The following is a 21,531-nucleotide window of genomic DNA, read 5'->3' on the forward strand; positions in this document are numbered from 1 at the left end:
GGTTACAACCCTGTCCTGTGCGCGCGGGCGGTGAAAAAGATACCCGAGGGGCTGTCCGCCGCGATCTCGCGCAGCTTTTCAAAGCTATGCGTGTCGTAGACCACGACCTTGTTGGCGTCGCGGACACTGATCCAGACCTCATGCCCGCGTGCCGTGAACTCCATATGCAGGACGGCAGGGCCCGGAGAGAATTCGTGGATGACCTGTTTGCTGACGCTGTCGATGACCTGAATTGTATCGTTCAATGGATGGGCAAAATTCACCCAGACCTGTCGCCCGTCCGGGCGCGCCATGGCAAAGACCGGCTGACCATGGGTTTGGGTGCGGCCTGTTTCTGTCAAGGTTTCGGCGTCAATCCACAGAACCTCATGGTGGCCGACCGCGGGCAGGACAAATTCGCGATCCGTCAGTGCCCAGCCCTCAAGATGAGGCATCTTGTATACCGGCATCTCTTCCTGTCCGCGCCCATAGCCCGGAAGCACGCGGATCGGTTTTGGATTGTCTGCCCATAGGTCCAGCGCGGTCAGCCCGTCCTCACCAAACAGACCGGTGATATAAGTGCGACCATTGGCGGTGATCAGTGCGTCATAGGGGTTCTTACCCATATCGGTGATCTTGGTGATCTCGGGCGCGCCATTTGCGAAATCAGCAATCCAGGTCTCGCCCGTGTCCCACATGGAAAACACGAACCGACGGCCCGGTGCATCGACAAGACCTATGGTTTTGCTGTCGGTGGGAATGTCGGCAACCAGTTCCAGCGTATCCGCGTCGAACACGCGTACGCCACCCGGCTCATAGTTCGACACCGCAACCAGTTGGCCGTCATCCGAAATCGCGCCGCCAATGGCATTGCCAGCCTGCACGACCCGATTTGCAATCTGACGGGTCACTATATCAACCTTGGTCAGCCCGCCATCGCGGCCAAAAACATAGGCAAAGCGTTCGTCGGGTGAATAGACCAGGGAGGCGTGGGACAGATCGCCCAACCCTTCGATCCGTGCCAATGCGGCCCGGTCCGACTGGTCCACCAATAAGACCGACCCTTTTGCCCGTTCGATCACAAGGCCCAGATCTCCGGTGGCGGTGGGGTCTGCATTGGCAGGTGTCATCATCATTAGGGCAACGATGCCAAGGGCAAGTTGTTTCATTTTGCCTCCTGTTCCAGCAGGTATCGGGCGATCCATTCGGCCTCTTCTTCGCTGATCAGGGGGCGCCAGGGGGGCATAGCCGTGTCGGGGATGCCGTCCAGTATGACCCCCGTCAGGACGTCCGCCTCGTAATGTTCCAGAGTTCCCGGTCGCAGATCAGGACCAAGCCCGCCTTTCAGGGACAATCCGTGGCACGAGCCGCAATCCTGGTGGACCAACCGTTTCAGGGCGGTTGGGTCGATGGCGTCAGCGGCCAGAGCGGAAGTGGCAACCAGAACGACGGCAGTCAGAACAGTATGCGCGGCCCAGCCCGGCTGCTTGCGGTCCATATGCGCCAGGCTACCCATGCGCCCGCTCCAAAATCTCGGTCAGGGCCTGATTGGCATAAAGCGAAACGACCTTTCCGATAATGAATAAGGTAGGGGCCTTCAGATCCGCCTTGCGCACATCCGCGGCAATCTGGTCCAGTCGGGATACAAGGCGGCGTTCAGAGGCACTGGTGGCCTGCCCAACAGCCAGGACCGGGGTGGATCCGGGTAGGTTCTCGGTCATCAAGCCGATGGCGATCTGGCCGATATTGGCCACGCCCATATAGACGACCAGCGTCGTATCCGGGTCCGCCAGTCGTTTCCAATCCAGATCAAGAACTTTGTCGGACTGCCTGTGCCCGGTGACATATTGAACCGAGGTCGCCAGTCCGCGATGGGTCAGGGGCACGCCGGTCGAACAGGATGCGCCTTGTGCCGCCGTGATGCCCGGTGCGTATTCGACCGTAACACCGTGTGCCATCAGAAAAGCGGCCTCTTCCGAGCCGCGACCAAAGATCATCGGATCCCCGCCTTTCAGCCGGGCCACAACGTGACCTGCGCGTGCGTGTTCCAGCAGGATTTCGTTGATGCGATCCTGAGGAACAGTGTGGCACTTGGGGGCCTTGCCGACGGCGATCAGCCGCGCGCCTTCGGTGTGCATGGCCAGAATTTCATCCGAAACAAGGCGGTCATAGACCACCACGTCCGCCTCCTGCAGCATATGCAGGGCGCGCATGGTGATCAGTTCGGGATCACCAGGGCCGGCACCAATCAGAAAAACCTTACCGCTCATGTGCAAACTCGCTTGTTCTGAATGTCTTCGGAACCCGGTGTTTTGGTCGTATCCATGTGCGAATATGGGACGTTGCTGGGGGAACCGGGCGTGTCATGGAAACAAGTTGGCGCACAGGTAAACCGACCTCCTTGACTTAAGTTAAGGAGCACGGGAATTGCGCCCGCGCATCTTTCAGCCTGCCGCTTATCAGGGCTCTACGGTGACCATTCCGAACATGTTCTGTGTCTCCCAATGTGGTCCGCACAGGTAATCCTGGGCGCCGGGAACAAGAAATGTCAGATCAACAAATTCCTCGGGGAACAGGCGGTCACTCTCGGCTTTGCTGCCATCTTTCAGCAGGACGCTATGGCTGGTGCGTTTGTCTACGTTCACCCAACGCACTGCGGTCCCCGCTTTGACCGTCAGTTGGGCTGGGCAGAAATTGTATTTGTACATCAGCACAACCTCTGCATCTTCCACATCTGAAGACGGCTGACCGAACAGATCCACGTAGCGGGTTTCTGCCTCAGCGCAGATCTCGGCTGTGTCTTCGTCAGCGGCCACTGCAGGTGACGCCAAAGCCAGAAATGCAGGAAGAAGTAGGCGGATCTTCATTGTCCAAGTCTCCATACCTAATACTTTGGGGCCGGTTTACCCGGCCCCATCAGTCATTGCCCGACCACGTTGATATTGGCACTGTCGTCGTCCAGCGCGAAGCTTGTGTTCAGCGTTACGTGGTGGAATCGTGCCGCGGCAAAGTCATCGTGGATTGCAAAGCCGACCGTATAGGTCTTGCCCGGTTCCAATGGCACATCACCCGGTGCGCCCGAGTTTAAGGGTCGCGAGAACGTGACGGTCCAAATACCACCCGACAAGTTGGCCGAGGCGGCGATTTCGCCATCATTGACTATGCGTTGTTCCAGAAGATAGCCGTTGCTGGCGCTGCCATCGGCATAGACGCGCATCAGATCCAGATAGGTGCCGTCATCCAGGTATTGCGCGATCTGCGCTTCGGCCTGCAATTTGTCCCAGCCACCCAGAGCTTTCCCACGCCGGCCTTTGACTTCGACCTCGGTGCGGCTTTCGCTGATATATTTGGTCACAGTGTCCTGAGCGGCCAGGCGGCCTGCAACATCGCCATTGGCGACAATCGCATCTGCACCCGGATCAAACGGCATATAGGTGTTGTCCGCGTGGCACGAGGCCCAGCAGCCCACCTGATCCCCCATTTCGATCCCGGTTCCGGTGATCATCATGGCGACCTTGATCTGGTTGTCCGGGTCCATCTTCCCGCCATCCACAAATGGTGCAGGATTGTGGCCTGCATCCGGCCATTGCAGGCGGATATAGAGGTTTTCGGCATCATGGGCCGCCTGAACAGTTGCGTCGATCACACCACGTTTTCCAGGGATCGGGGTTGGTTCCAGCTCGCCGCCTGCGACGATCTTGTTTCCAATCATGTCCAATTCCTTGGCATGACAAGTCGAACATTGGTCGCCACCTTTTGTCAGTGGCCGGGCGCCGCCGTGGAACTTGCCATTCTGAACCCATTCAAACGAAGCCTGACCGGGATAAAACAGCTTCAGATCCGCGCTTGCGATGCTGGTCCAGTCGATATCGCCTCCGATATCGCTGCCACCGCCTGCCGGGACTGTGGATTCTTCACCGCTTGGTTTGGCGCGTTCTTCGGCGATTGCAGCGTCCACAGCGGCTGCGATCTGGGCTTGCACCGCCTCTTGTTGTGCTGTCTTGGCCGATTTTTCGGCTTCGGCCTCAGCCGCCTCCTTGGCTTCTACACGGTCGAGACTGGCCAGGTATTCTGGCGGAATTGCACGGATGAAATCAGGATTCGGGGCTTCAATCTGTTCCAGATATTCATCTGTGGCCCTGTCGCGGATGTTCGAATGCGCAATCCCTTTGTGGCAGTCGATACAGGTCTGGCCTGTCTCCATTGCGTTCAAATGTTGCTGGCGCGCGCGGGGGCGCTGGAACTCGGGCATCATCGATTCAAAGTCGTGGCAGTTGCGGCACTCGCGCGAATCTGTGGCCTTCATCCTTTCCCATTCATTCATCGCCAGATGGATACGCTTAGCTTCGAACTTCTCGGGTGTACTGATCGAGCCAACCACCTTGCCATACAGTTCTTTGGACGCCTTGATCTTGCGGATCATCTTGTGGGTCCAGTCCTTGGGTACGTGACAGTCGGAACAGACCGCCCCGACCCCCGATCGGTTCACATCGTGGATGGTCCCGGTGTATTCTTCATAGACGAAATCGCGCATCTCATGGCACGAGATACAGAACTCTTTGGTGTTGGTTGCTTCCATGGCGGTGTTGAACCCACCCCAAAAGACGATCCCAGCGGCAAAGGCAGCGGCAATACCGGCCACAGGCATTCCCCACAGGAAATACCGACGCCAGATCGGTGGTTTCTTATCTGGATCGGAGGTCATGTCCGGGCTCCGTTTTGGCTGTGTTGACTGGCGCGGCGTGTCAGGCCTGCGCATTCGGCTGATGGATGAAACAAGGACAGGGCGGGCGAGGGGCCCGCCCTGCTCCGAGTTGATCGAAACCCGTCAGGTGACGTGGTTCGACCGGTTGTAGACGTTGAACTTGCCGGTCGGGGCGTACAGTCCTTCGATGCGACCGATCTCTTCCAAAGTCTTGGCGTCAAAGATCACGATCTGACCGTTGGGTTCTTTTGAATCCGACAGGTTCCACTTGGACACCCAGACCTCGGTTCCATCCGCGTTGAATTCAAAGTGAACAGCGGCGCTGCCTTCGTCTTCGGTGATCTGGATGGTTTTCACGATCTCGCCGGTCTCTTTCGAGATGACCTGCACAGATTGCTGCACTTCCGGTTCCGGGTGTTTGGTCTGGTCAGCCCAAATATAGTCCGATTCCGGATGCGTACGGACGAACAAGCCCGGGCCGTCTGTTTCCACTTCGTAGCAGATCTTCCAGGCGTCATCGGGTCGGTTTTCGGGGTCGTTGCCCCAGACCGTCACGGTGCCAACCCCGAGGTGGGTTGTGCCAGCTACCGGCCCGCAATTCGGGTCAATCCAGTTTGCGCCCGGACCGGGATGCGGCAACGCGGCCGTGTCGATCATCGCCTCAAGCTTGTGGGTCTCGGTATCTACAACCACCATCTTGTTCGATGCGTTTGCAGCGATCTGGAAATACCGGCCCGTCGGATCGAAGAATCCGTCATGCAGGAACTTGGCGCTGTCGATCTTGTCGATCCGCAGATTGTCTAGATCAGTATAATCTACTTGCCACAGTTGCCCCAGCTCTTTGACGGCAACGATCCAGGTCGGCTCATTCGGAGTTGTGTAGATAGCGGCCACGCGAGCCTCTTCCACATAGTCCCCGTCTACGTTCACGCCTCGGGTCGATACAACCTTGACCGGCTCCATCGTTTGGGCGTCAACGATTGCAAAGTGCGGCGGCCAGTAGCCCCCGCCGATGACATATTTACCGTCACCGGAAACGGCTACGTCGCGCGCGTCATACGCGATCTTGACTTCGGAAACCAACATCTTGTCCGGCGTCTGCCAGAGGTCGATCTTGGTCATCTTGCCGTCGCGGCCCATGGTGTACCAGAAGCGACCGGGCTGTTCCGGCTCTTCCAGCGAATGGTGTTCGGATGCTTTCAGAACGTGCACCGCATAGCCGGTCGGAATATGTGTCAGCACCTCTTTGGTGTCGCCATCGATAACAGCGACTTTGCCGACGTCGCGCTCGATAACAACAAAGAAGTTTTCCCAGTTGCGGCCATGCATCGGCTCGGTTGGGTAGTCCTCTTCTTCAACATATATCTTGCGGGTCGCCATCATCTGGTCCAGCGACATTTCAGGTGGTTTGGGCGGCTCCATCATGATGTAAGTCGCCATGTCTTTGATTTCCTGCTCGGACATGATGTCCGAGAAGTTGTTCATCCCGCCTTCGGTGCCCCAGGCGATGATCTTCTCAAGCCGCTCTTGCCCAAGCGCAAGTGTACCGCCTTCGGTCACGGCGCCGTCAGCTGCGGTTTTCTTCCAATGCGGTTCAAGGTTCTTGCCAGTGGCGCCTTTACGCAAGACACCGTGGCACCCCGCGCATTGTTCAAAGTAAAGTTGTTTGGACGCTTCAAACGCTTCTTCGTTCAAAGTTGGCTCTTCGGCGAAAGCTGGTGCAGCGACACTGCCCAGCAACATCGCGAAACCGACCCCGAAGACGCGGCCCGTTTTGGTATAGCTGATTCCAAGTGACATGATCACTCTCCATTTGCTGGTGAGGCGGTCCAAGCGTGGGGCATCGCGCAAGGGTGCTCCTTGACGAAAGTCAACACCAGTCGCGCAATTCAGGTGGCGGGCAGGGAAAAACGTCAATTTTCCGGCTGGGAAAATCTGTATCTTTGGCACACTTTTTCGGCCGGTTTGATTTTTGTTAAGTCGCGCAGCCGGGCGGCTTGCTAGGGCTTGGAAAACACCAAGGAGAGCAGCCATGCCCGCAATCATCACCCGCGTGTTTGGTGAAGGGTTTCGTGTATTCTTTCTGTCCGCCGGCCTCTATGGCCTCTTTGTCGGAGTGGTTTGGGGGCTGTGGCTGACGGTGCCATATGCAGTGCCGGATTATGGCATGGCCCCGCCCATGTGGCACGCGCATGAGATGATCTTCGGCTATGCAACAGCCGCGCTGGGCGGGTTCTTTCTGACCGCAGTGCCAAATTGGACCGGCGCACCAGATGCGCGTGCGCAGTTCATAACGTTGGCCGCCGGATTGTGGTTGGCTGGTCGGATGGCGATGTGGTTTTCGGGGATGCTGCCTGCGGCGCTTGTGGCGGTGGTCGACCTGGCCTTTGTACCTATTCTGGCGGCCAAGATTGCAACCCAGCTCATCCGGAGACCGAAACCTCAGAACATGCTCTTTCTGCTGTTGCTCAGCTGTATCTGGATTGCTGATCTGTTCACGCATCTTGAATGGACCGGGATGACGGATGACACATTGCATACCGGGCTGCGCGCGGGGTTGCTGGCGCTCTGCGCGATGATTGCCATTCTTGGCGGACGGATCACCCCGGCCTTTACCCGAAACGCCATGAGACGCGCGGGCGTTCCCGAGGCGAACTGGCCAATATCTGAGCCAATTCTGGACAAATCAGCGATGGCGGTTGCCCTGACCCTGCCACCAATCGTTCTGGTGCTGGGGTCAGGTGCTGTGGCTGGATCGATGGCGCTGGTTCTAGGGGTGGCGCAGGTTTCGCGCATGGCCCGCTGGCGCGCGGGCTGGGCTGCGCGGGAGCCGATCCTATTGGCACTGTATCTTGGGCTTGCAATGCTGGCGCTGGGACTGATCCTCTGGGGGCTGTCAGTGCTGGGTTTCGGAAACGAGATCGCTGCCCTTCACATCCTGGGCATCGGATGCGTCGGCGGCATGACCCTAGCGGTCATGAGCCGCGCCGCGCTTGGCCACAGTGGTCGCGCGCTGGTGGCACCCGGCCCAATGGCGGTGGCCTATGGTCTGATGGCGGTGGCGGCCCTGTCGCGGTGGATTGGGGCAGATCTGAATGCAGGTTACATGGTTGCGATGCTGCTGTCGGACGGGTTGTGGGTCAGCGCATTTGCGCTTTTCCTGATCGCGATGTGGCCCGCGCTGACGGGTCCCAAGGTGCAACGGTCAGCGTGATTTGATTTCCTTTTGCAAGTCTTGACTTTCGTTAAGGATATACCGTGCCCATCCCGTCATTTTAGCCAGACTAGCTAATCTGCGCAAAGGAGAGCGCAATGCGAGAAGTCATGACCAAGAGCATGGCACGCAATATATTCTATGGCGGGTCACTGTTCTTTATCCTCATCTTTCTGGCTCTGTCGGCCCATTCTCACTGGTATATCGTGAACTCTGAGAACGCAGCAAAGCTCGATGAAAGTGTTATCAGGGGCAAGCACGTCTGGGAAAAACACGCCTGCATCAACTGTCATACCATCCTTGGCGAAGGTGCATACTTTGCACCAGAGGTTGGCAATGTGATGACACGTTGGGGCGTGCTGGACGACCCGGAATCGGCCTTTGAAGCCCTCAAAGGCTGGATGGAGGCGCAGCCGACAGACATTCCCGGTCGTCGTCAGATGCCCAATTTCAACCTCAGCGACGAAGACATCCGTGATCTGACCAACTTTTTGATCTGGACGGACAATATCGACGCTCAGGACTGGCCGCCCAACGAGGCGGGCTGAGAAGGGAACGGAGCAATGAAATACGAATCCCAAAAAATCGCCTATGCCTACTTTGCGGTGGCAATGGCCCTGTTCGCGATACAGGTTCTAGGCGGCCTTCTGGCCGGCTTTATCTATGTATCACCCAATTTCCTGAGCGAGCTTTTGCCGTTCAACATCGTGCGGATGCTGCACACCAACTCGCTGATCGTGTGGCTGATCCTCGGGTTCTTTGGTGCGGCCTATTTTCTGATCCCGGAAGAGGCCGAGCGTGAGATCCATTCGCCCATGCTGGCCTATCTGCAGCTGATCATTCTGGTGGTCGGTACACTGGGCGTGGTCTTGACCTATACGTTCAACCTGTTTGAAGGCAACTGGCTGCTGGGTAAAGAAGGGCGCGAGTTCCTTGAGCAACCCAAATGGGTCAAGGCCGGCATCGTCGTGGCCGCACTGATCTTCCTGTACAACGTGTCGATGACCGTTCTGAAGGGCAAGAAGACCGCGATCACCAACATCTTGTTGCTGGGTCTTTGGGGTCTGGCGCTGCTGTTCCTGTTTGCCTTCTACAACCCGGGCAACCTGTCCTTGGACAAGCAATACTGGTGGTATGTTGTCCACCTGTGGGTCGAAGGTGTCTGGGAACTGATCATGGCCTCGATCCTGGCCTATCTAATGCTGAAGCTGACCGGGGTAGACCGTGAGGTTGTCGAGAAATGGCTCTATGTCATTGTCGCCGCCGCGTTGTTTTCGGGTATCCTTGGTACAGGTCACCATTACTATTGGATAGGCACACCCGGGTACTGGCAGTGGATCGGCTCGATCTTCTCAAGCCTCGAAGTGATCCCCTTCTTTGCGATGATGGCCTTTGCATTTGTGATGGTCTGGAAGGGCCGTCGGGACCACCCGAACAAAGCGGCGCTGCTGTGGTCGCTGGGCTGTGCCACATTGGCATTCTTCGGTGCCGGTGTATGGGGCTTCCTGCACACGCTGCATGGGGTGAACTACTATACCCACGGTACGCAGATCACTGCGGCTCACGGTCACTTGGCGTTCTATGGTGCGTATGTCTGCCTCAACCTGGCAATCTTCAGCTATGCAATGCCGATCCTGAAGAACCGCGATCCTTATAATCAGGTTCTGAACATGGGCAGCTTCTGGCTGATGTCCAGCGGTATGGTTTTCATGACCTTTGTGCTGACCTTTGCTGGAACAGTGCAGACGCACATGCAGCGGGTGGTCGGAGACTACTTCATGGATGTGCAGGATCAGGTCGCGATCTTCTATTGGATGCGCCTTGGCTCTGGCATCGTCGTGGTCTTGGGTGCGCTGCTGTTCATCTACTCGATCTGGGTTCCCCGGAAAGAGATCATTGAATCCGGCGCGGCCGAAACCCCAGCGGAGTGATGGATATGGATGGCTCCATGAAACTGAGAACGGGGGCGGCTGACGCCCCCTTCTACCTGCCACAGGGTGATGAATGTGACGTGTTCGCTGCTGCCTATACCAACAACCTGCCGGTCCTGCTGAAAGGCCCGACAGGTTGCGGCAAGACCCGGTTTGTGGCGCATATGGCCGCCAGCCTTGGCCGCCCGCTTTACACAGTGGCCTGTCACGATGACCTTGCCGCTGCGGACCTGATCGGGCGCTACCTGCTGAAAGGCGGGGAAACGATCTGGGTCGATGGGCCACTGACTCGCGCGGTGCGCGAAGGCGCGATCTGCTATCTGGATGAAGTGGTCGAGGCGCGCAAGGACGTGACCGTCGTGCTGCACCCGCTGACTGACGACAGGCGCATCCTGCCGATCGACCGCACCGGTGAGGAGCTTGTGGCCGCGTCTGGTTTCATGTTGGTCGCCTCATATAACCCGGGATATCAGAATATCCTGAAAACCCTGAAACCCTCAACCCGGCAGCGGTTCATCTCACTGGAGTTCGACTTTCCGTCGCCCGAGATGGAGGCAAAGGTCGTCGCTAAGGAAAGCGGGCTGGCGCTGGAACGCTGCAAGCCGCTGATCCGCTTGGCAGGTAAACTGCGCGGGCTCAGGGGGCAGGATCTTGAAGAGGGCGTTTCCACCCGTCTGGTCGTCTATGCCGCCACGCTGATTGCGCAGGGCATGTCCACCGACCGCGCGATCCTTGCCGCCATGATCGAACCTCTGACAGATGACGAGGACATCAAACGCGGGCTCCTCGATCTTGTCACGGCTGTCTTTGGGTGAGGCCGGCCGATGGTCAGGATCGATTTTGAGCCATGGGAACCCGAAGAAACGATCGGGAAACTGTGGCACTCCCTTGCCAGCCGTCTCGATGCACCCCAGGTGCATGTTGGAGCCGCGGTCGACCTTTCTGAGGTCGCGGGGCGGCTGGCAGTCCTTTTTCGCGGGCTTGGGGGCAGCCCGGGCGTTGAATTCCGCCCGGTCTCGCCCGAGGTTTCACACCATCGCCTAAGCTGGCGCCGTCGGTTGGGTACCGAAGTTGAACTGATGCCGCGCGCTTCGTTCGATGGCGAAGTGCTGCGCCTCCCGGACCGTCTGGCGGTGTTTCCCGCGCGCGAGGCGAACGGAGCGCTGTATGTTTGGCTGGCCGCCGCAGCGGCCCATGCGGGAACCCGGATCGTCGAAGGTGATCCGTTGCGCGCCGATCTGCACGCGCTGAGCGCTGCACAAACGATGGTTAATGCAACCTTGGACAACGCCCCCGGCTTGCGACCGCTTTACACTGAGCTTTGCAAAGGTGTTCTGCATGACCGCAACAAATTCGGCCTCCCGCCTGTGGAAACAGCGGTTGAAGAACTGATCCGCCATCGGCTGGGCGACCCCGCGCCTTTATCCCCGAAGGCCAGGCAATTCATGTCATTTGACGATGACCTGACTGCCCCACGCGGATATCAACATTTCCGCCCTGTCCCTCTGTGGCCGGAATTACGCGCTGTTGGTTTTTCAGAGCATAACGATGTCGAAAACCCCGATACCGAAGGCCCGCCCGAGGAATCGGGTGAGAAAACCCACCGTGCCCGGCGGCGCGAATCCGACCAGGCTGAACGCAGTGACAGTTTTATCCTTCATAAATTCGAGGCGATCCTCAGCTGGGCCGAGTTTCTGAACATCAACCGTCGCATTGATGACGATGATCCCGACAATGCCAAAAAGGCCGCCGATGATCAGGATGAGATCGGTTTGGGCCAGATTTCCAAGGCGCCACCGACCAAGCTGAAATTGCATCTGGACCTGGCACCCGAGGATGTGAATCGCGAACGTCTGTCGGGCCGTATTCTCTATCCGGAATGGGACGTGCGCACCGGGCAATATCTGCCTGATCACGTCAACGTTCTAACCTCGGACGCCGGTATTCGTGAGGATGCCGCCGAGTTTGGAAAAGACCCCGCCACCGCCCGCCGTATCCGCGCCGTCAAACGCCAGTTCGAAGCGCTGCGCCCGGGCCGCGTGATGACCCGAGGCCATCTGGACGGCGATCAGCTGGATATCGAGGCCGCCGTTCGGGCGCAGGTTGACCGCTGTGCAAACGGTGAAGGTACCGAACGCATCTGGCAACAATCCCGCCCCGAGGCACGCGATCTGGCGGTATCTATCCTGCTGGATGTCAGCCGCTCGACCGAAAGTGCCGTGACTGGCCGCGCCGTGATCGACATCGAACGCGAGGCGCTGGCAGCGCTGGCCTGGGGACTGAACGCCTGTGGTGACGATTTCGCCATTCACGCCTTCAGTTCACTGAAACGACAGCGGGTCTATGTGCAACGCTGCAAACGGTTTGATGAGGTGATGGGCAGCCAGGTTGAACAGCGCATCGCATCGTTACGCCCGGGGCACTATACAAGGCTGGGTGCCGCGATCCGCCATTGCTCGGCCGATCTGGCCACCCAAACGCGTAAGCGCCGATTGTTACTGGTGATCACCGATGGCAAACCCAATGATCTTGACCACTACGAAGGCCGCCACGGAATCGAAGACACCCACATGGCCGTGCGCGAGGCGCGCCGAGCCGGGCAATCGGTCTTTGGCGTCACCATCGACAAGACAGGTAAAAGCTGGTTCCCGCGGATGTTCGGGCAGGGCGGCTTTGCCGTCATCCCGGACCCGCATCGCCTGACCATGGCGCTGCCGCAAATCTACCGCCAACTGGTCGGCGCATGAGCGACGCGTCCCTTATCGACGAGTTGCCCGGCGAATTACTGATGTGGGTTCTGATCATTTCGGAACTGCTGGTCTTTGGTGCGGGCCTGATCGCTTTCATGGGCGTGCGCCTGACCGATCCGGCGGGCTTTGCCGAGGCGCAATCGCATCTGCACCGCACCGGAGCCGCGCTGAACACTGCGGTTCTGGTCACCTCCGGCTATCTGGCCGCGCAAGCCTTGCATTGGCGGCAGATTGCGCGTCGGACTGCTGCCCGCCTGGCGTTAATCGCAGCTGCCGCGCTGGGCGTTGTATTCCTGATCATCAAAGGCATGGAATACGCGGACAAGGCTGCACAAGGAATTACTTACGAGACCCATCCGTTCTTCCTGTTCTACTATCTGCTCACCGGCTTCCACGCGGCACATGTGTTGGCTGGGGTTGTTATCCTGCTGCTGGTCGCCTGGCGGGACAATCCCCGCAACATCGAGGCCGGCGCCCAGTTTTGGCACATGGTCGATCTCGTCTGGATCATGCTGTTCCCCGTGATCTACCTGTTGGGATGACGGGCATGACCCAAACCTCATCGGATCCAAAAAGCTCCCGCTGGATGCTCCCAAACCCGCTCACCCGCGCATGGCTCAGCCTGTTGGTTCTGAGCACCGCTTCGGCCCTGCTGACGATACTCCCCCTGTCCTCACCGGTGTTGAGCGCAGGCATTTTGATCCTGGCCCTGTCCAAAGCCCGCATTATCCTTGAACGATATCTGGACCTGACGCACAGCCCGGCCTGGCTGAGCGGTTTCACCAATGTATTGACCGGATTTGCGATGGTGATCTTCGGCCTCTCACTGTTTTGACATGAAAAAGCCGCCCCCGTGGGGCGGCAGTTCTCCAAGCGCAGGGACGCCTCGGTTATTGTGCGGCCATCGGCATTCGCGCGATCTGACACCGTTGCCACAGGGCGGATAAGGCACCGACCAGATGGTCGATATCTTCGTTCGTATGAACCGGAGAGGGGGTAATTCTCAGGCGTTCGGTGCCTTTGGGAACGGTCGGATAGTTGATCGGCTGAATATAGATCCCGAATTCTTCCAGCAGCGTATCCGAGATGAATTTGCATTTCACCGGGTCACCTACCATCACCGGGATGATGTGGCTGGGATTGGGCAAATGCGGGATGCCTTCGGCGTCCAGTTTGGCGCGCACCTGCGCAACGCGGGTTTTCTGCAGATCGCGCTCGGTATTGGATTGCTTGAGGTGTCGGATCGAGGCGGCAGCGCCTGCTGCTATTGCGGGTGGCAGGGCGGTGGTAAATATGAACCCGCTGGCAAAGCTGCGGACAAAGTCACACAAGGCAGCGGATGCCGCGATGTAACCGCCAACCACGCCGAAGGCCTTGCCCAGCGTCCCTTCGATGACGGTCAGGCGATCCATCAACCCTTCGCGTTCGGCGATGCCACCACCGCGCGAGCCATAAAGGCCAACGGCGTGGACCTCGTCCAGATAGGTCATCGCACCATATCTATCTGCCAGGTCGCAAATCTCTTTGATCGGAGCGATATCCCCATCCATCGAATAGACAGATTCGAAGGCGATCATCTTGGGCGCATCTGGATCGGCTGCGGCCAGCTTTGCCTCGAGGTCCGCCAGATTATTGTGCTTCCAGATCACTTTTTGTGCCCGCGAATGGCGGATGCCTTCAATCATGGAGGCATGGTTCAAAGCGTCCGAGAATACGATCAGACCTGGGATCTTCGCAGCCAGCGTCCCAAGTGCCGCCAAGTTCGACACATAGCCCGAGGTGAACAGAAGGGCGGCTTCTTTCCCGTGGAGGTCGGCCAGTTCCTGTTCCAGCAAAACGTGGTCATGTGTCGTGCCCGAGATATTGCGTGTGCCCCCTGCGCCCGCGCCGCAACGGTCGAGTGCATTGTGCATTGCCCCGACTACATCAGGATGCTGGCCCATTCCCAGATAGTCGTTGGAACACCAAATTCGTACGTCGCGCTGTAAAGCGCCGTCCGTCTGGCGTGCATTCGGGAACGCGCCACAGCGGCGCTGTAGATCAATGAAGATGCGGTAGTTGCCTTCGTCGCGCAGATGCTCAAGGCTTTGGCTGAAAAAACGCTCGTAGTCCATCTCGAACACTCCCGGGAATACTGGCTTTCCAGCAAGACTATGTGCCGGGCCCGCTACGCAACATGACAAATGTCAAGCCGCAGAAAGGAAAGGCTGGCTTGGAAGCCGAAGGTTTGGCATAGCCTTAAGAAGACGGACGTACTGATCGGGTACGCAACTAGAAAAGAGGGGAAAGCTTCGTGGCGCATGAGGCACTAAAAGCGATCGCCAAGCAGTCACTATTGCTCAAAAGCTTTCCCGAGCATCATATAGACACGCTGTTAAGCCACGCGATCTGGCGGAAATATGATCGCGGAGAGACGATTTTTCTACAGGAAGAAAAAGCCCAGGCCATTCATGTGGTTCTGTCGGGCTGGGTAAAGCTGTTTCGCATGTCCCCTACCGGTGCCGAAGCAGTTGTCAGCGTTTTCACCCGCGGCGAAAGCTTTGGCGAGGCGGTCGCCTTGCGTAACGTTCCCTATCCGGTTTCGGCCGAGGCAGTTTCGGCCTGTGAGATCATGCACATTCCAAGTCCGGTCCTTTTGTCCCTTATGCGAGAGGACCCGGAAATTGGGGTGTCAATTCTGGCAGCTACCTTTACCCATCTGCATTCTCTGGTCGCCCAGCTTGAGCAGCTTAAGGCCCAGACCGGCGCACAGCGGGTGGCAGAATTTCTTCTGACTCTCTGCGAAGCCGAGATGGGGGACTGTGTTGTCGAGCTGCCCTATGACAAGATGTTGATTGCCGGGCGCCTGGGCATGAAGCCCGAAAGCCTGAGCCGCGCCTTTTCCCGGCTAAAGCCGTTTGGCGTTAAAATTGACCGGACACATGCCCTGCTCTCGGACATTCAAGTACTGCGAGACTATGCAGAAAGTGACCCCTCCGAAAAGTGACCGAATTTATTGGCCGGTGCTTTGCCGGGTGCGCCAAAGAGCCCCGAGAACGTGCTTCTTTGTTCAGGCTAGGACATGCGCATCGATCCCGTGAACGCGATTCCCTGTTTCCGGATAAGGGCCTTGTGCAACGTCAGGTAGTCCAGAACTCCAAAACAAGCTGGTTTTGGTGCTTCCTGGATCCACGCAGCTGAGTGATATGCCGCCAAGTTCCAGTCGGCATCTTCCGTCTGTACTTAGGGTCGAAATCGAAAGGGAAACTCTAACCTTTAGGGGCTTCTACGATGTCAAAAATCCGTTCAACGACTATCTATTCGGAACCGGCATTCTGACAGCGCTGATTACCGCTTTCCTGCCGATAGTCATTTTTTTTTGCGGCTTCGGCTGAGGAAGATTGTCTCAACATCTTTGCCCACATGCGGGATGTTTTGCTTACGGTTCTAGAGTTGACCGAAGCTGAGCGGCTGCCTGAAACCAACACCTTATCCAGCATAGTTTTGGCGGATCCAAATTTGCAGCACGCGATGATAAGCATGTGAGCACCGGATACGGACAGCATGTTGCAAAGGCTTATATGCAGGGACCCGTGTTTACCACCGGGTCAGTGCATCTTCGTCTTCGTCCTTGGCCGAAACCCACTCCGCACCAGCGGTGGTGATTTCTTTCTTCCAGAAGGGGGCGCGGGATTTTAGGTAGTCCATCAGATATTCGGCCGCCTCGAACGCATCCTTGCGATGCGGTGCGGCAGTGGCCACCATCATGATCCGATCCCCCGGAGCGAGCCTGCCATGCCGATGGATCACCAGCACATTGCCCAGCGACCAGCGGTCTATTGCTTCTTGCGCAATCTGGGTCAAGGCCCGTTCAGTCATGCCCGGATAATGCTCAATCTCCATCACGTCCAAATCGCCCGTGGCCAGATCACGCACAACACCGGTAAAGGTCACGATTGCGCCATTTGCAGCATCGCCCGCCGCAAAGTCATTTGCCTCGGTACCTAGGTCAAACGGGTCTTCCTGCACCACGATGCGCATGACCTCAGCCACCTGTCATTGGTGGGAAAAAGGCAACCTCACGAACGCCCGCCAACGGGGCGTCAAAATCCGACAATTCCTGATCCAGCGCAACACGTAAGGCCGACAGATCCGCAAAGGCCGCTGCATAGCGATCCTCGCGCGCGCTAAGTTCTGCGACCAGATCGGATACGGTGGCGGCCTCGGTTTCAACCCGTTCTTTCGGCAGGCCAATCCGTTCGCGGACCCATGCGAAATACAGCACATCCATCCCTTAGTTCTCCTTCAGGTGTGGCATGGCTTTACGTAGGTAGTCATAGCCGGTGATCAATGTCAGCGCTGCTGCGATCCACAGCAGCCACAGGCCGATCCGACTGGACCAGAACATCCCTTCAAGATGCCAGCGCAGGCCGTTCAGGTCGTCTTCCTGCCCGGTCAGAATCTGGTCAATCAGCGTTGGGTCCATGCCGAAGCTGGCCATCACAAAGTAATGCTCGAAGATGCCCTGTGAAAACAAGACGGCTATCGCCACCATCTGGGCCGTGGTTTTCCATTTGGCAAGTTTGGTAACTTTCAGCGTTCCAGCCGTATCACCCAGATATTCGCGCAGGCCTGACACAAAGACCTCTCGAAACAGGATCACAGTGGCAGGCAGGACCAGCCACGGCGTCCAGTGTTCGGCCGAATACCCGACCAAGATCATCAGCGCGATCACCACCATCGCCTTATCGGCAATCGGGTCCAGCATGGCGCCAATTTTTGTTTCCTGCTTCCACGCTCGTGCCAGATAGCCATCGAACCAGTCGGTTAAGGCGGCTGTCAGAAACAGGATCAACGCGAACCAGTCGGCATAGGGCCGGGTGAAATACAAAAACATCACGGCCAGCCCCGGGGCTGCCAGCAGACGCAGGACGGTCAGAATATTGGGCAGGTTCCACTTCATGCAGCGGACCCTACATCGCTAAAATCCAACAGAAAAGATAGACAGTCAAAAAACCGTACTTGTCCCATGAACTTGGTCAAAGCGCCGCAGGCAGCGCGTGGTGTGTCCATGCCCCTTGGAGTTTGTTCTTTTTGCGGTCAGGTTCACCGCACGTATCCGGGACAGAAGGCACCTCATGACAGCTCATATACAAACCGATGCCCGGTCAAATCTGACCGGCAGCCTGTGGATGATCGCCGCAATGGCGGGGTTTGCGCTGGAAGACGCGCTGTTGAAAGCGGCTTCGGGTGCCGTACCGATCTGGCAGGTGATGGTTCTGTTCGGGGTGGGTGGGGCGCTGGTCTTTGCGGCGGTTGCACTGGCGCGCGGCACGCAACTGTTTCAGCCGGATGTCCTGTCGCGCCCGATGAAAGTGCGCGTGGTCTTCGAGGTATTCGGACGGTTATTCTATGTCTTAGCCATTGTGTTGACGCCTTTGTCCTCAGCTACTGTGATTTTGCAGGCCACTCCGTTGGTCGTTGTCGCAGGCGCTGCGCTGATCTTTGGCGAGACAGTTGGCTGGCGACGGTGGAGCGCGATTCTGATCGGTCTGATTGGCGTTGTAGTCATCCTGCAACCGACCGGAGACAGCTTTTCGGCGCTGTCCATTCTGGCGGTGCTGGGCATGTTGGGCTTTGCCGGTCGCGATCTGGCCAGCCGCGCAGCCCCGGCGACACTGGGGACCGAGGTTTTGGGCTTTTACGGCTTCCTCAGCATCATCGTTGCCGGTTTGGCCTATCGCCTGTGGGAGGACGTGCCAATCGTCCCGCTCGATCTGTACAACGGTCTGTTTCTGACCGGTGCGGTGCTTATGGGTGTGATGGCCTATGCCTCGCTTATGAAGGCGATGCGGATCGGAGAGGTCTCGGCCGTGACGCCGTTCCGCTATACGCGTCTGCTGTTCGGTATCGGTCTGGGCGTGTTCCTGTTCGGCGAGCAACTAGACCAGACCATGTGGATCGGCAGCGCGCTGATTGTGGCCTCGGGGCTGTACATCCTTTGGCGCGGGCGGCGGGCCTAGCCCTTGTCGTGGAAGAAATCATAGACCTTTTGCGCCAAGCCGGCCGAAATCCCTTCGACCGCTTTCAGATCGGCCAGGTTGGCCCGGCCAACTGCTTTGGCGCTGCCGAAATGAGCCAACAGGGCACGTTTGCGCGCGGCCCCCACGCCTGGGATTTCATCCAGCGGTGTGGCCCCCACGGCCTTGGCACGCTTGGCTCGATGGGTGCCGATGGCAAACCGGTGGGCCTCGTCTCTTAGGCGCTGAATGAAATAGAGCACCGGGTCGTTGCGTTTCAGCGCAAAGGGCCTTTGGCCGGTGCGGTGAAATTCTTCCTTACCATGGTCGCGGTCAACGCCTTTGGCGACACCGATCATGGGGATCTCCTCGACCCCGTGCTGCGCCATAATCTCATGGACGGCGCTCACTTGCCCGGCGCCACCGTCAATCAGCAACAGATCGGGCCACATTCCCTTGTCACGGTCGGGATCTTCTTTTTGCAGGCGGGTAAAGCGGCGGGTCAGCACCTCTTTCATCATGCCAAAGTCGTCACCGGGGGTCAGGTCATCTCCACGAATGTTGAACTTGCGATAGGCATTTTTCATGAAACCTTCGGGGCCGGCCACGATCATGCCGCCCACGGCATTTGTTCCTTGAATATGCGAGTTGTCGTAGACTTCGATCCGGCTTGGCGGGGCATCCAGATCAAATGCCTCGGCGATCCCGCGCAACAGTTTGGCCTGGGTGGCACTTTCCGACATCCGCCGGGCCAGGGATTCACGCGCGTTGCGTATGGCCCCTGCGACAAGTTCTTGTTTCTCACCACGCTGGGGCACAAGGATTTCTACCTTGCGACCGGCTTTTTCTGTCAGCGCCTCTTGCATCAGGTCGGCGTTTTCAATGGCATCTGACAGGATCAACTGACGGGGTGGTTCCTTGTTGTCGTAGAACTGACCCAGAAACGCCTCCATCACCTCGGCGGCTGACACATCTGCCCCGACGCGGGGATAGAAGTCCTTGTTGCCCCAGTTCTGGTTGGCGCGGATGAAGAACACCTGAACGCAAGCCTGCCCACTGTCCATATACAAGCCGATCACATCCGCCTCGGCCACACCGCGCGGGTTAATGCCTTGCGAGGTCTGCACCTGCGTCAGCGCCCGGATGCGATCGCGCAGGCCAGCGGCGCGTTCAAACTCCATCGCCTCAGACGCGGCCATCATCTGTTCGGCCAGCTCCTCTTGCACTTTGGTCGACCGGCCTGACAGGAATCGTTCCGCATCCTTGACGCTTTCACGGTAATCCCGATCCGAGATCAACCCGACACAAGGCCCAGAACACCGCTTGATCTGATAGAGCAGGCAGGGACGGGTGCGGCTTTCGAACATCGAGTCAGAACAGTTGCGCAGCAGGAAGGCCTTTTGCAGCTGGTTCAGGGTTCGGTTCACGGCACCCGCGCTGGCGAAGGGGCCGAAATACGCGCCCTTTTCCTTTTTTGCTCCCCGATGCTTTTTGATCTGTGGAAAGACATGGTCCTTTGCCACCAGAATATTGGGAAAGCTTTTGTCGTCGCGCAGCAGCACGTTGTATTTCGGTTTGAGCTGCTTAATCAGGTTCTGTTCAAGCAGCAGCGCCTCGGTCTCGGTCCGGGTCGTCAGGAACATCATCGAGGCCGTGGCCGCAATCATCCGCTCGATCCGGCCAGAGTGTCCCGGTCTTGTATAGTTCGACACCCGTGCCTTCAGATTGCGCGCCTTGCCGACGTAAAGAACCCGGCTGTCCGCATCCAGCATCCTGTACACGCCAGGTGAACTGTCGAGCGTTTTCGCATATCGCTGGATGCAGGCGTATCCTGTCGACTGGGCGTCATTCTGAGAGCTGTTGGTGTCGTCTTGAGAGGTCATGGCCAAAATATGTGATTCTTTGACCATGGCTGCAATCTTGAGCGCTTCAGATCAAGGGAAAACAAATCCACGTATTCTGTGGATAACTGTGCAGATAACTTTTGTGGGGCTTGAATTTTCCCTTGTTTCATTAAGGATTCCTTGATTTGCTTAAAAAATAGGCACATATGTAGTCTATTGAATTTAAACAGTAAAAATTTCTACACATGGCAAGTGTATGAAAAAAAAGACATTTTTGTAACGGATTGATAACAGAAATGAGAGCGGTGCAAAACTTCCAGCACCAAACGTTATTCCACGCCCAGAACATCCGGTGTCTGCCACCCCAAATGCTGTCCGCCATCCACGCAGAGAATCTGGCCGGTGACCGCATGAGCATCCAGGAAATACCCAAGTGCAGCGGTGATGTCAGAGGGGTTTGACCCACGTTCCAGAATGGTGTTGGCGCGCTGTGCTTTGAAGTGATCTTCGGATTGCCTGTGACCCTGCATCGTCGGTCCCGGTCCGATGGCATTGACGCGGATCGCCGGGGTTAGCGCCTGAGCCGCAGTACGGGTCAACGCCCATAGCCCCATTTTGGCGACGGTGTAGGACATGAATTCGGGCGTCAGTTTGCGGACCCGCATGTCGACCATATTAACAATCAGGCCCGTTGCCAGCGGCTCTCCTGCATCATCGGTTTCAGGTTCCAGACCCTGTTCAGCCATCGCCTGAGTCAAAACAAATGGCGCCCGCAGGTTGCTGTTCATGTGGCGGTCCCAGCTTTGCCGTGTGGCCGTGTGGATGTTGTCGTATTCAAATATCGAAGCGTTGTTGACCAGACAGGTAATGGGTCCGCCCAGCGCCTCGGATGCGCGTGGCAGCAGGGCAGCCACGCTTGCTTCTTCTAACAGGTCGGCCTGCAGAGCTACTGCATCGCAGCCCAGGGCCCTGATTTCAGCGACAACCTTAGATGCCTCTTGTTCAGAGGAGGCGTAATGGACTGCCACGTCGTAGCCACGCCCGGCCAGATAAAGGGCCATTGCCCTACCAAGGCGAATTCCGGCACCGGTAACTAGGGCTCGGGTCAT

General features: G+C 57.7%; 21 protein-coding genes. 9 read left to right on the top strand and 12 right to left on the bottom strand.

Features of this window, described 5'->3' with window-relative positions:
- Window positions 1–2 precede the first annotated feature (2 nt).
- From FN806_RS06340 to FN806_RS06365, 6 genes are all read right to left on the bottom strand, one after another.
- Window positions 3–1,148, bottom strand: a complete 1,146-nt coding sequence (locus FN806_RS06340; protein WP_142635237.1) for a cytochrome D1 domain-containing protein — start codon at window positions 1,146–1,148, stop codon at window positions 3–5.
- Window positions 1,145–1,495 (bottom strand): c-type cytochrome, encoded by a 351-nt coding sequence (locus FN806_RS06345; RefSeq protein ID WP_246097173.1) that lies wholly within the window; start codon window positions 1,493–1,495, stop codon window positions 1,145–1,147. The genes FN806_RS06340 and FN806_RS06345 overlap by 4 nt, the downstream gene beginning before the upstream one ends.
- Window positions 1,488–2,249, bottom strand: a complete 762-nt coding sequence (gene cobA, locus FN806_RS06350; RefSeq protein ID WP_142635239.1) for a uroporphyrinogen-III C-methyltransferase — start codon at window positions 2,247–2,249, stop codon at window positions 1,488–1,490. The genes FN806_RS06345 and cobA overlap by 8 nt, the downstream gene beginning before the upstream one ends.
- 189 nt (window positions 2,250–2,438) lie before the next feature.
- Window positions 2,439–2,846: a cupredoxin domain-containing protein gene (locus tag FN806_RS06355; RefSeq protein ID WP_142635241.1), complete on the bottom strand. Its 408-nt coding sequence runs from the start codon at window positions 2,844–2,846 to the stop codon at window positions 2,439–2,441.
- Between the two features lie 53 nt (window positions 2,847–2,899).
- Window positions 2,900–4,684 carry a NapC/NirT family cytochrome c gene (locus tag FN806_RS06360; protein ID WP_142635244.1) on the bottom strand — a complete coding sequence of 595 codons (1,785 nt, stop codon included), beginning with the start codon at window positions 4,682–4,684 and terminating at the stop codon, window positions 2,900–2,902.
- A gap of 123 nt (window positions 4,685–4,807) precedes the next feature.
- On the bottom strand, window positions 4,808–6,484 hold the full coding sequence (locus FN806_RS06365; protein ID WP_142635247.1) for a cytochrome D1 domain-containing protein: 1,677 nt from the start codon (window positions 6,482–6,484) through the stop codon (window positions 4,808–4,810).
- A 232-nt stretch (window positions 6,485–6,716) separates the two neighbouring features.
- On the opposite strand from FN806_RS06365, the gene FN806_RS06370 reads away from it, so the two are divergent.
- From FN806_RS06370 to FN806_RS06400, 7 genes are all read left to right on the top strand, one after another.
- Entirely contained in the window at window positions 6,717–7,898 is a 1,182-nt protein-coding gene (locus FN806_RS06370; protein WP_142635249.1) for an NnrS family protein, read from the top strand.
- Between the two features lie 98 nt (window positions 7,899–7,996).
- Window positions 7,997–8,446 (top strand): c-type cytochrome, encoded by a 450-nt coding sequence (locus FN806_RS06375; protein ID WP_142635251.1) that lies wholly within the window; start codon window positions 7,997–7,999, stop codon window positions 8,444–8,446.
- 15 nt (window positions 8,447–8,461) lie between these two features.
- A complete protein-coding gene (locus FN806_RS06380) occupies window positions 8,462–9,829 on the top strand; it encodes a cbb3-type cytochrome c oxidase subunit I (RefSeq protein WP_142635253.1) in 1,368 nt (455 codons plus the stop codon).
- Window positions 9,829–10,644 carry a CbbQ/NirQ/NorQ/GpvN family protein gene (locus FN806_RS06385; protein WP_142635255.1) on the top strand — a complete coding sequence of 272 codons (816 nt, stop codon included), beginning with the start codon at window positions 9,829–9,831 and terminating at the stop codon, window positions 10,642–10,644. Before FN806_RS06380 ends, FN806_RS06385 begins: the two co-directional genes overlap by 1 nt.
- Window positions 10,645–10,653: 9 nt before the next feature.
- Window positions 10,654–12,576 carry a nitric oxide reductase activation protein NorD gene (locus FN806_RS06390; protein ID WP_142635257.1) on the top strand — a complete coding sequence of 641 codons (1,923 nt, stop codon included), beginning with the start codon at window positions 10,654–10,656 and terminating at the stop codon, window positions 12,574–12,576.
- Window positions 12,573–13,121: a cytochrome c oxidase subunit 3 gene (locus tag FN806_RS06395; RefSeq protein ID WP_142635259.1), complete on the top strand. Its 549-nt coding sequence runs from the start codon at window positions 12,573–12,575 to the stop codon at window positions 13,119–13,121. The genes FN806_RS06390 and FN806_RS06395 overlap by 4 nt, the downstream gene beginning before the upstream one ends.
- Before the next feature lie 5 nt (window positions 13,122–13,126).
- On the top strand, window positions 13,127–13,414 hold the full coding sequence (locus FN806_RS06400; RefSeq protein ID WP_246097174.1) for a cytochrome C oxidase subunit IV family protein: 288 nt from the start codon (window positions 13,127–13,129) through the stop codon (window positions 13,412–13,414).
- A gap of 55 nt (window positions 13,415–13,469) precedes the next feature.
- Here FN806_RS06400 and hemA read toward each other — a convergent pair whose 3' ends face one another.
- Window positions 13,470–14,693: a 5-aminolevulinate synthase gene (gene hemA / locus FN806_RS06405; protein ID WP_142635261.1), complete on the bottom strand. Its 1,224-nt coding sequence runs from the start codon at window positions 14,691–14,693 to the stop codon at window positions 13,470–13,472.
- Window positions 14,694–14,872: 179 nt separating this feature from the next.
- Between hemA and FN806_RS06410 the strand changes: the two genes are divergently transcribed.
- Window positions 14,873–15,565 (top strand): Crp/Fnr family transcriptional regulator, encoded by a 693-nt coding sequence (locus FN806_RS06410; protein ID WP_142635263.1) that lies wholly within the window; start codon window positions 14,873–14,875, stop codon window positions 15,563–15,565.
- Between the two features lie 590 nt (window positions 15,566–16,155).
- On the opposite strand, the gene FN806_RS06415 is transcribed toward FN806_RS06410, so the two are convergent.
- The 3 genes from FN806_RS06415 to pgsA are packed head-to-tail and all read right to left on the bottom strand — an operon-like array spanning window position 16,156 to window position 17,521.
- Window positions 16,156–16,599, bottom strand: a complete 444-nt coding sequence (locus FN806_RS06415; protein ID WP_142635265.1) for a molybdenum cofactor biosynthesis protein MoaE — start codon at window positions 16,597–16,599, stop codon at window positions 16,156–16,158.
- 4 nt (window positions 16,600–16,603) lie between these two features.
- Window positions 16,604–16,849, bottom strand: coding sequence for a molybdopterin converting factor subunit 1 (gene moaD, locus FN806_RS06420; protein ID WP_142635267.1), 246 nt, complete (start codon window positions 16,847–16,849; stop codon window positions 16,604–16,606).
- 3 nt (window positions 16,850–16,852) lie between these two features.
- Window positions 16,853–17,521, bottom strand: coding sequence for a CDP-diacylglycerol--glycerol-3-phosphate 3-phosphatidyltransferase (gene pgsA, locus FN806_RS06425; RefSeq protein ID WP_142635269.1), 669 nt, complete (start codon window positions 17,519–17,521; stop codon window positions 16,853–16,855).
- 175 nt (window positions 17,522–17,696) lie between these two features.
- Here pgsA and FN806_RS06430 point away from each other — a divergent pair, with 175 nt between their 5' ends.
- Window positions 17,697–18,581 (top strand): DMT family transporter, encoded by an 885-nt coding sequence (locus tag FN806_RS06430; protein WP_142635271.1) that lies wholly within the window; start codon window positions 17,697–17,699, stop codon window positions 18,579–18,581.
- On the opposite strand, the gene uvrC is transcribed toward FN806_RS06430, so the two are convergent.
- Window positions 18,578–20,461, bottom strand: a complete 1,884-nt coding sequence (gene uvrC / locus FN806_RS06435) for an excinuclease ABC subunit UvrC (protein ID WP_142635273.1) — start codon at window positions 20,459–20,461, stop codon at window positions 18,578–18,580. The genes FN806_RS06430 and uvrC overlap by 4 nt on opposite strands.
- Before the next feature lie 290 nt (window positions 20,462–20,751).
- Entirely contained in the window at window positions 20,752–21,531 is a 780-nt protein-coding gene (locus FN806_RS06440; RefSeq protein ID WP_142635275.1) for an SDR family oxidoreductase, read from the bottom strand.

The organism is Ruegeria faecimaris, assembly GCF_900182615.1.
GTDB lineage: Bacteria > Pseudomonadota > Alphaproteobacteria > Rhodobacterales > Rhodobacteraceae > Ruegeria > Ruegeria faecimaris.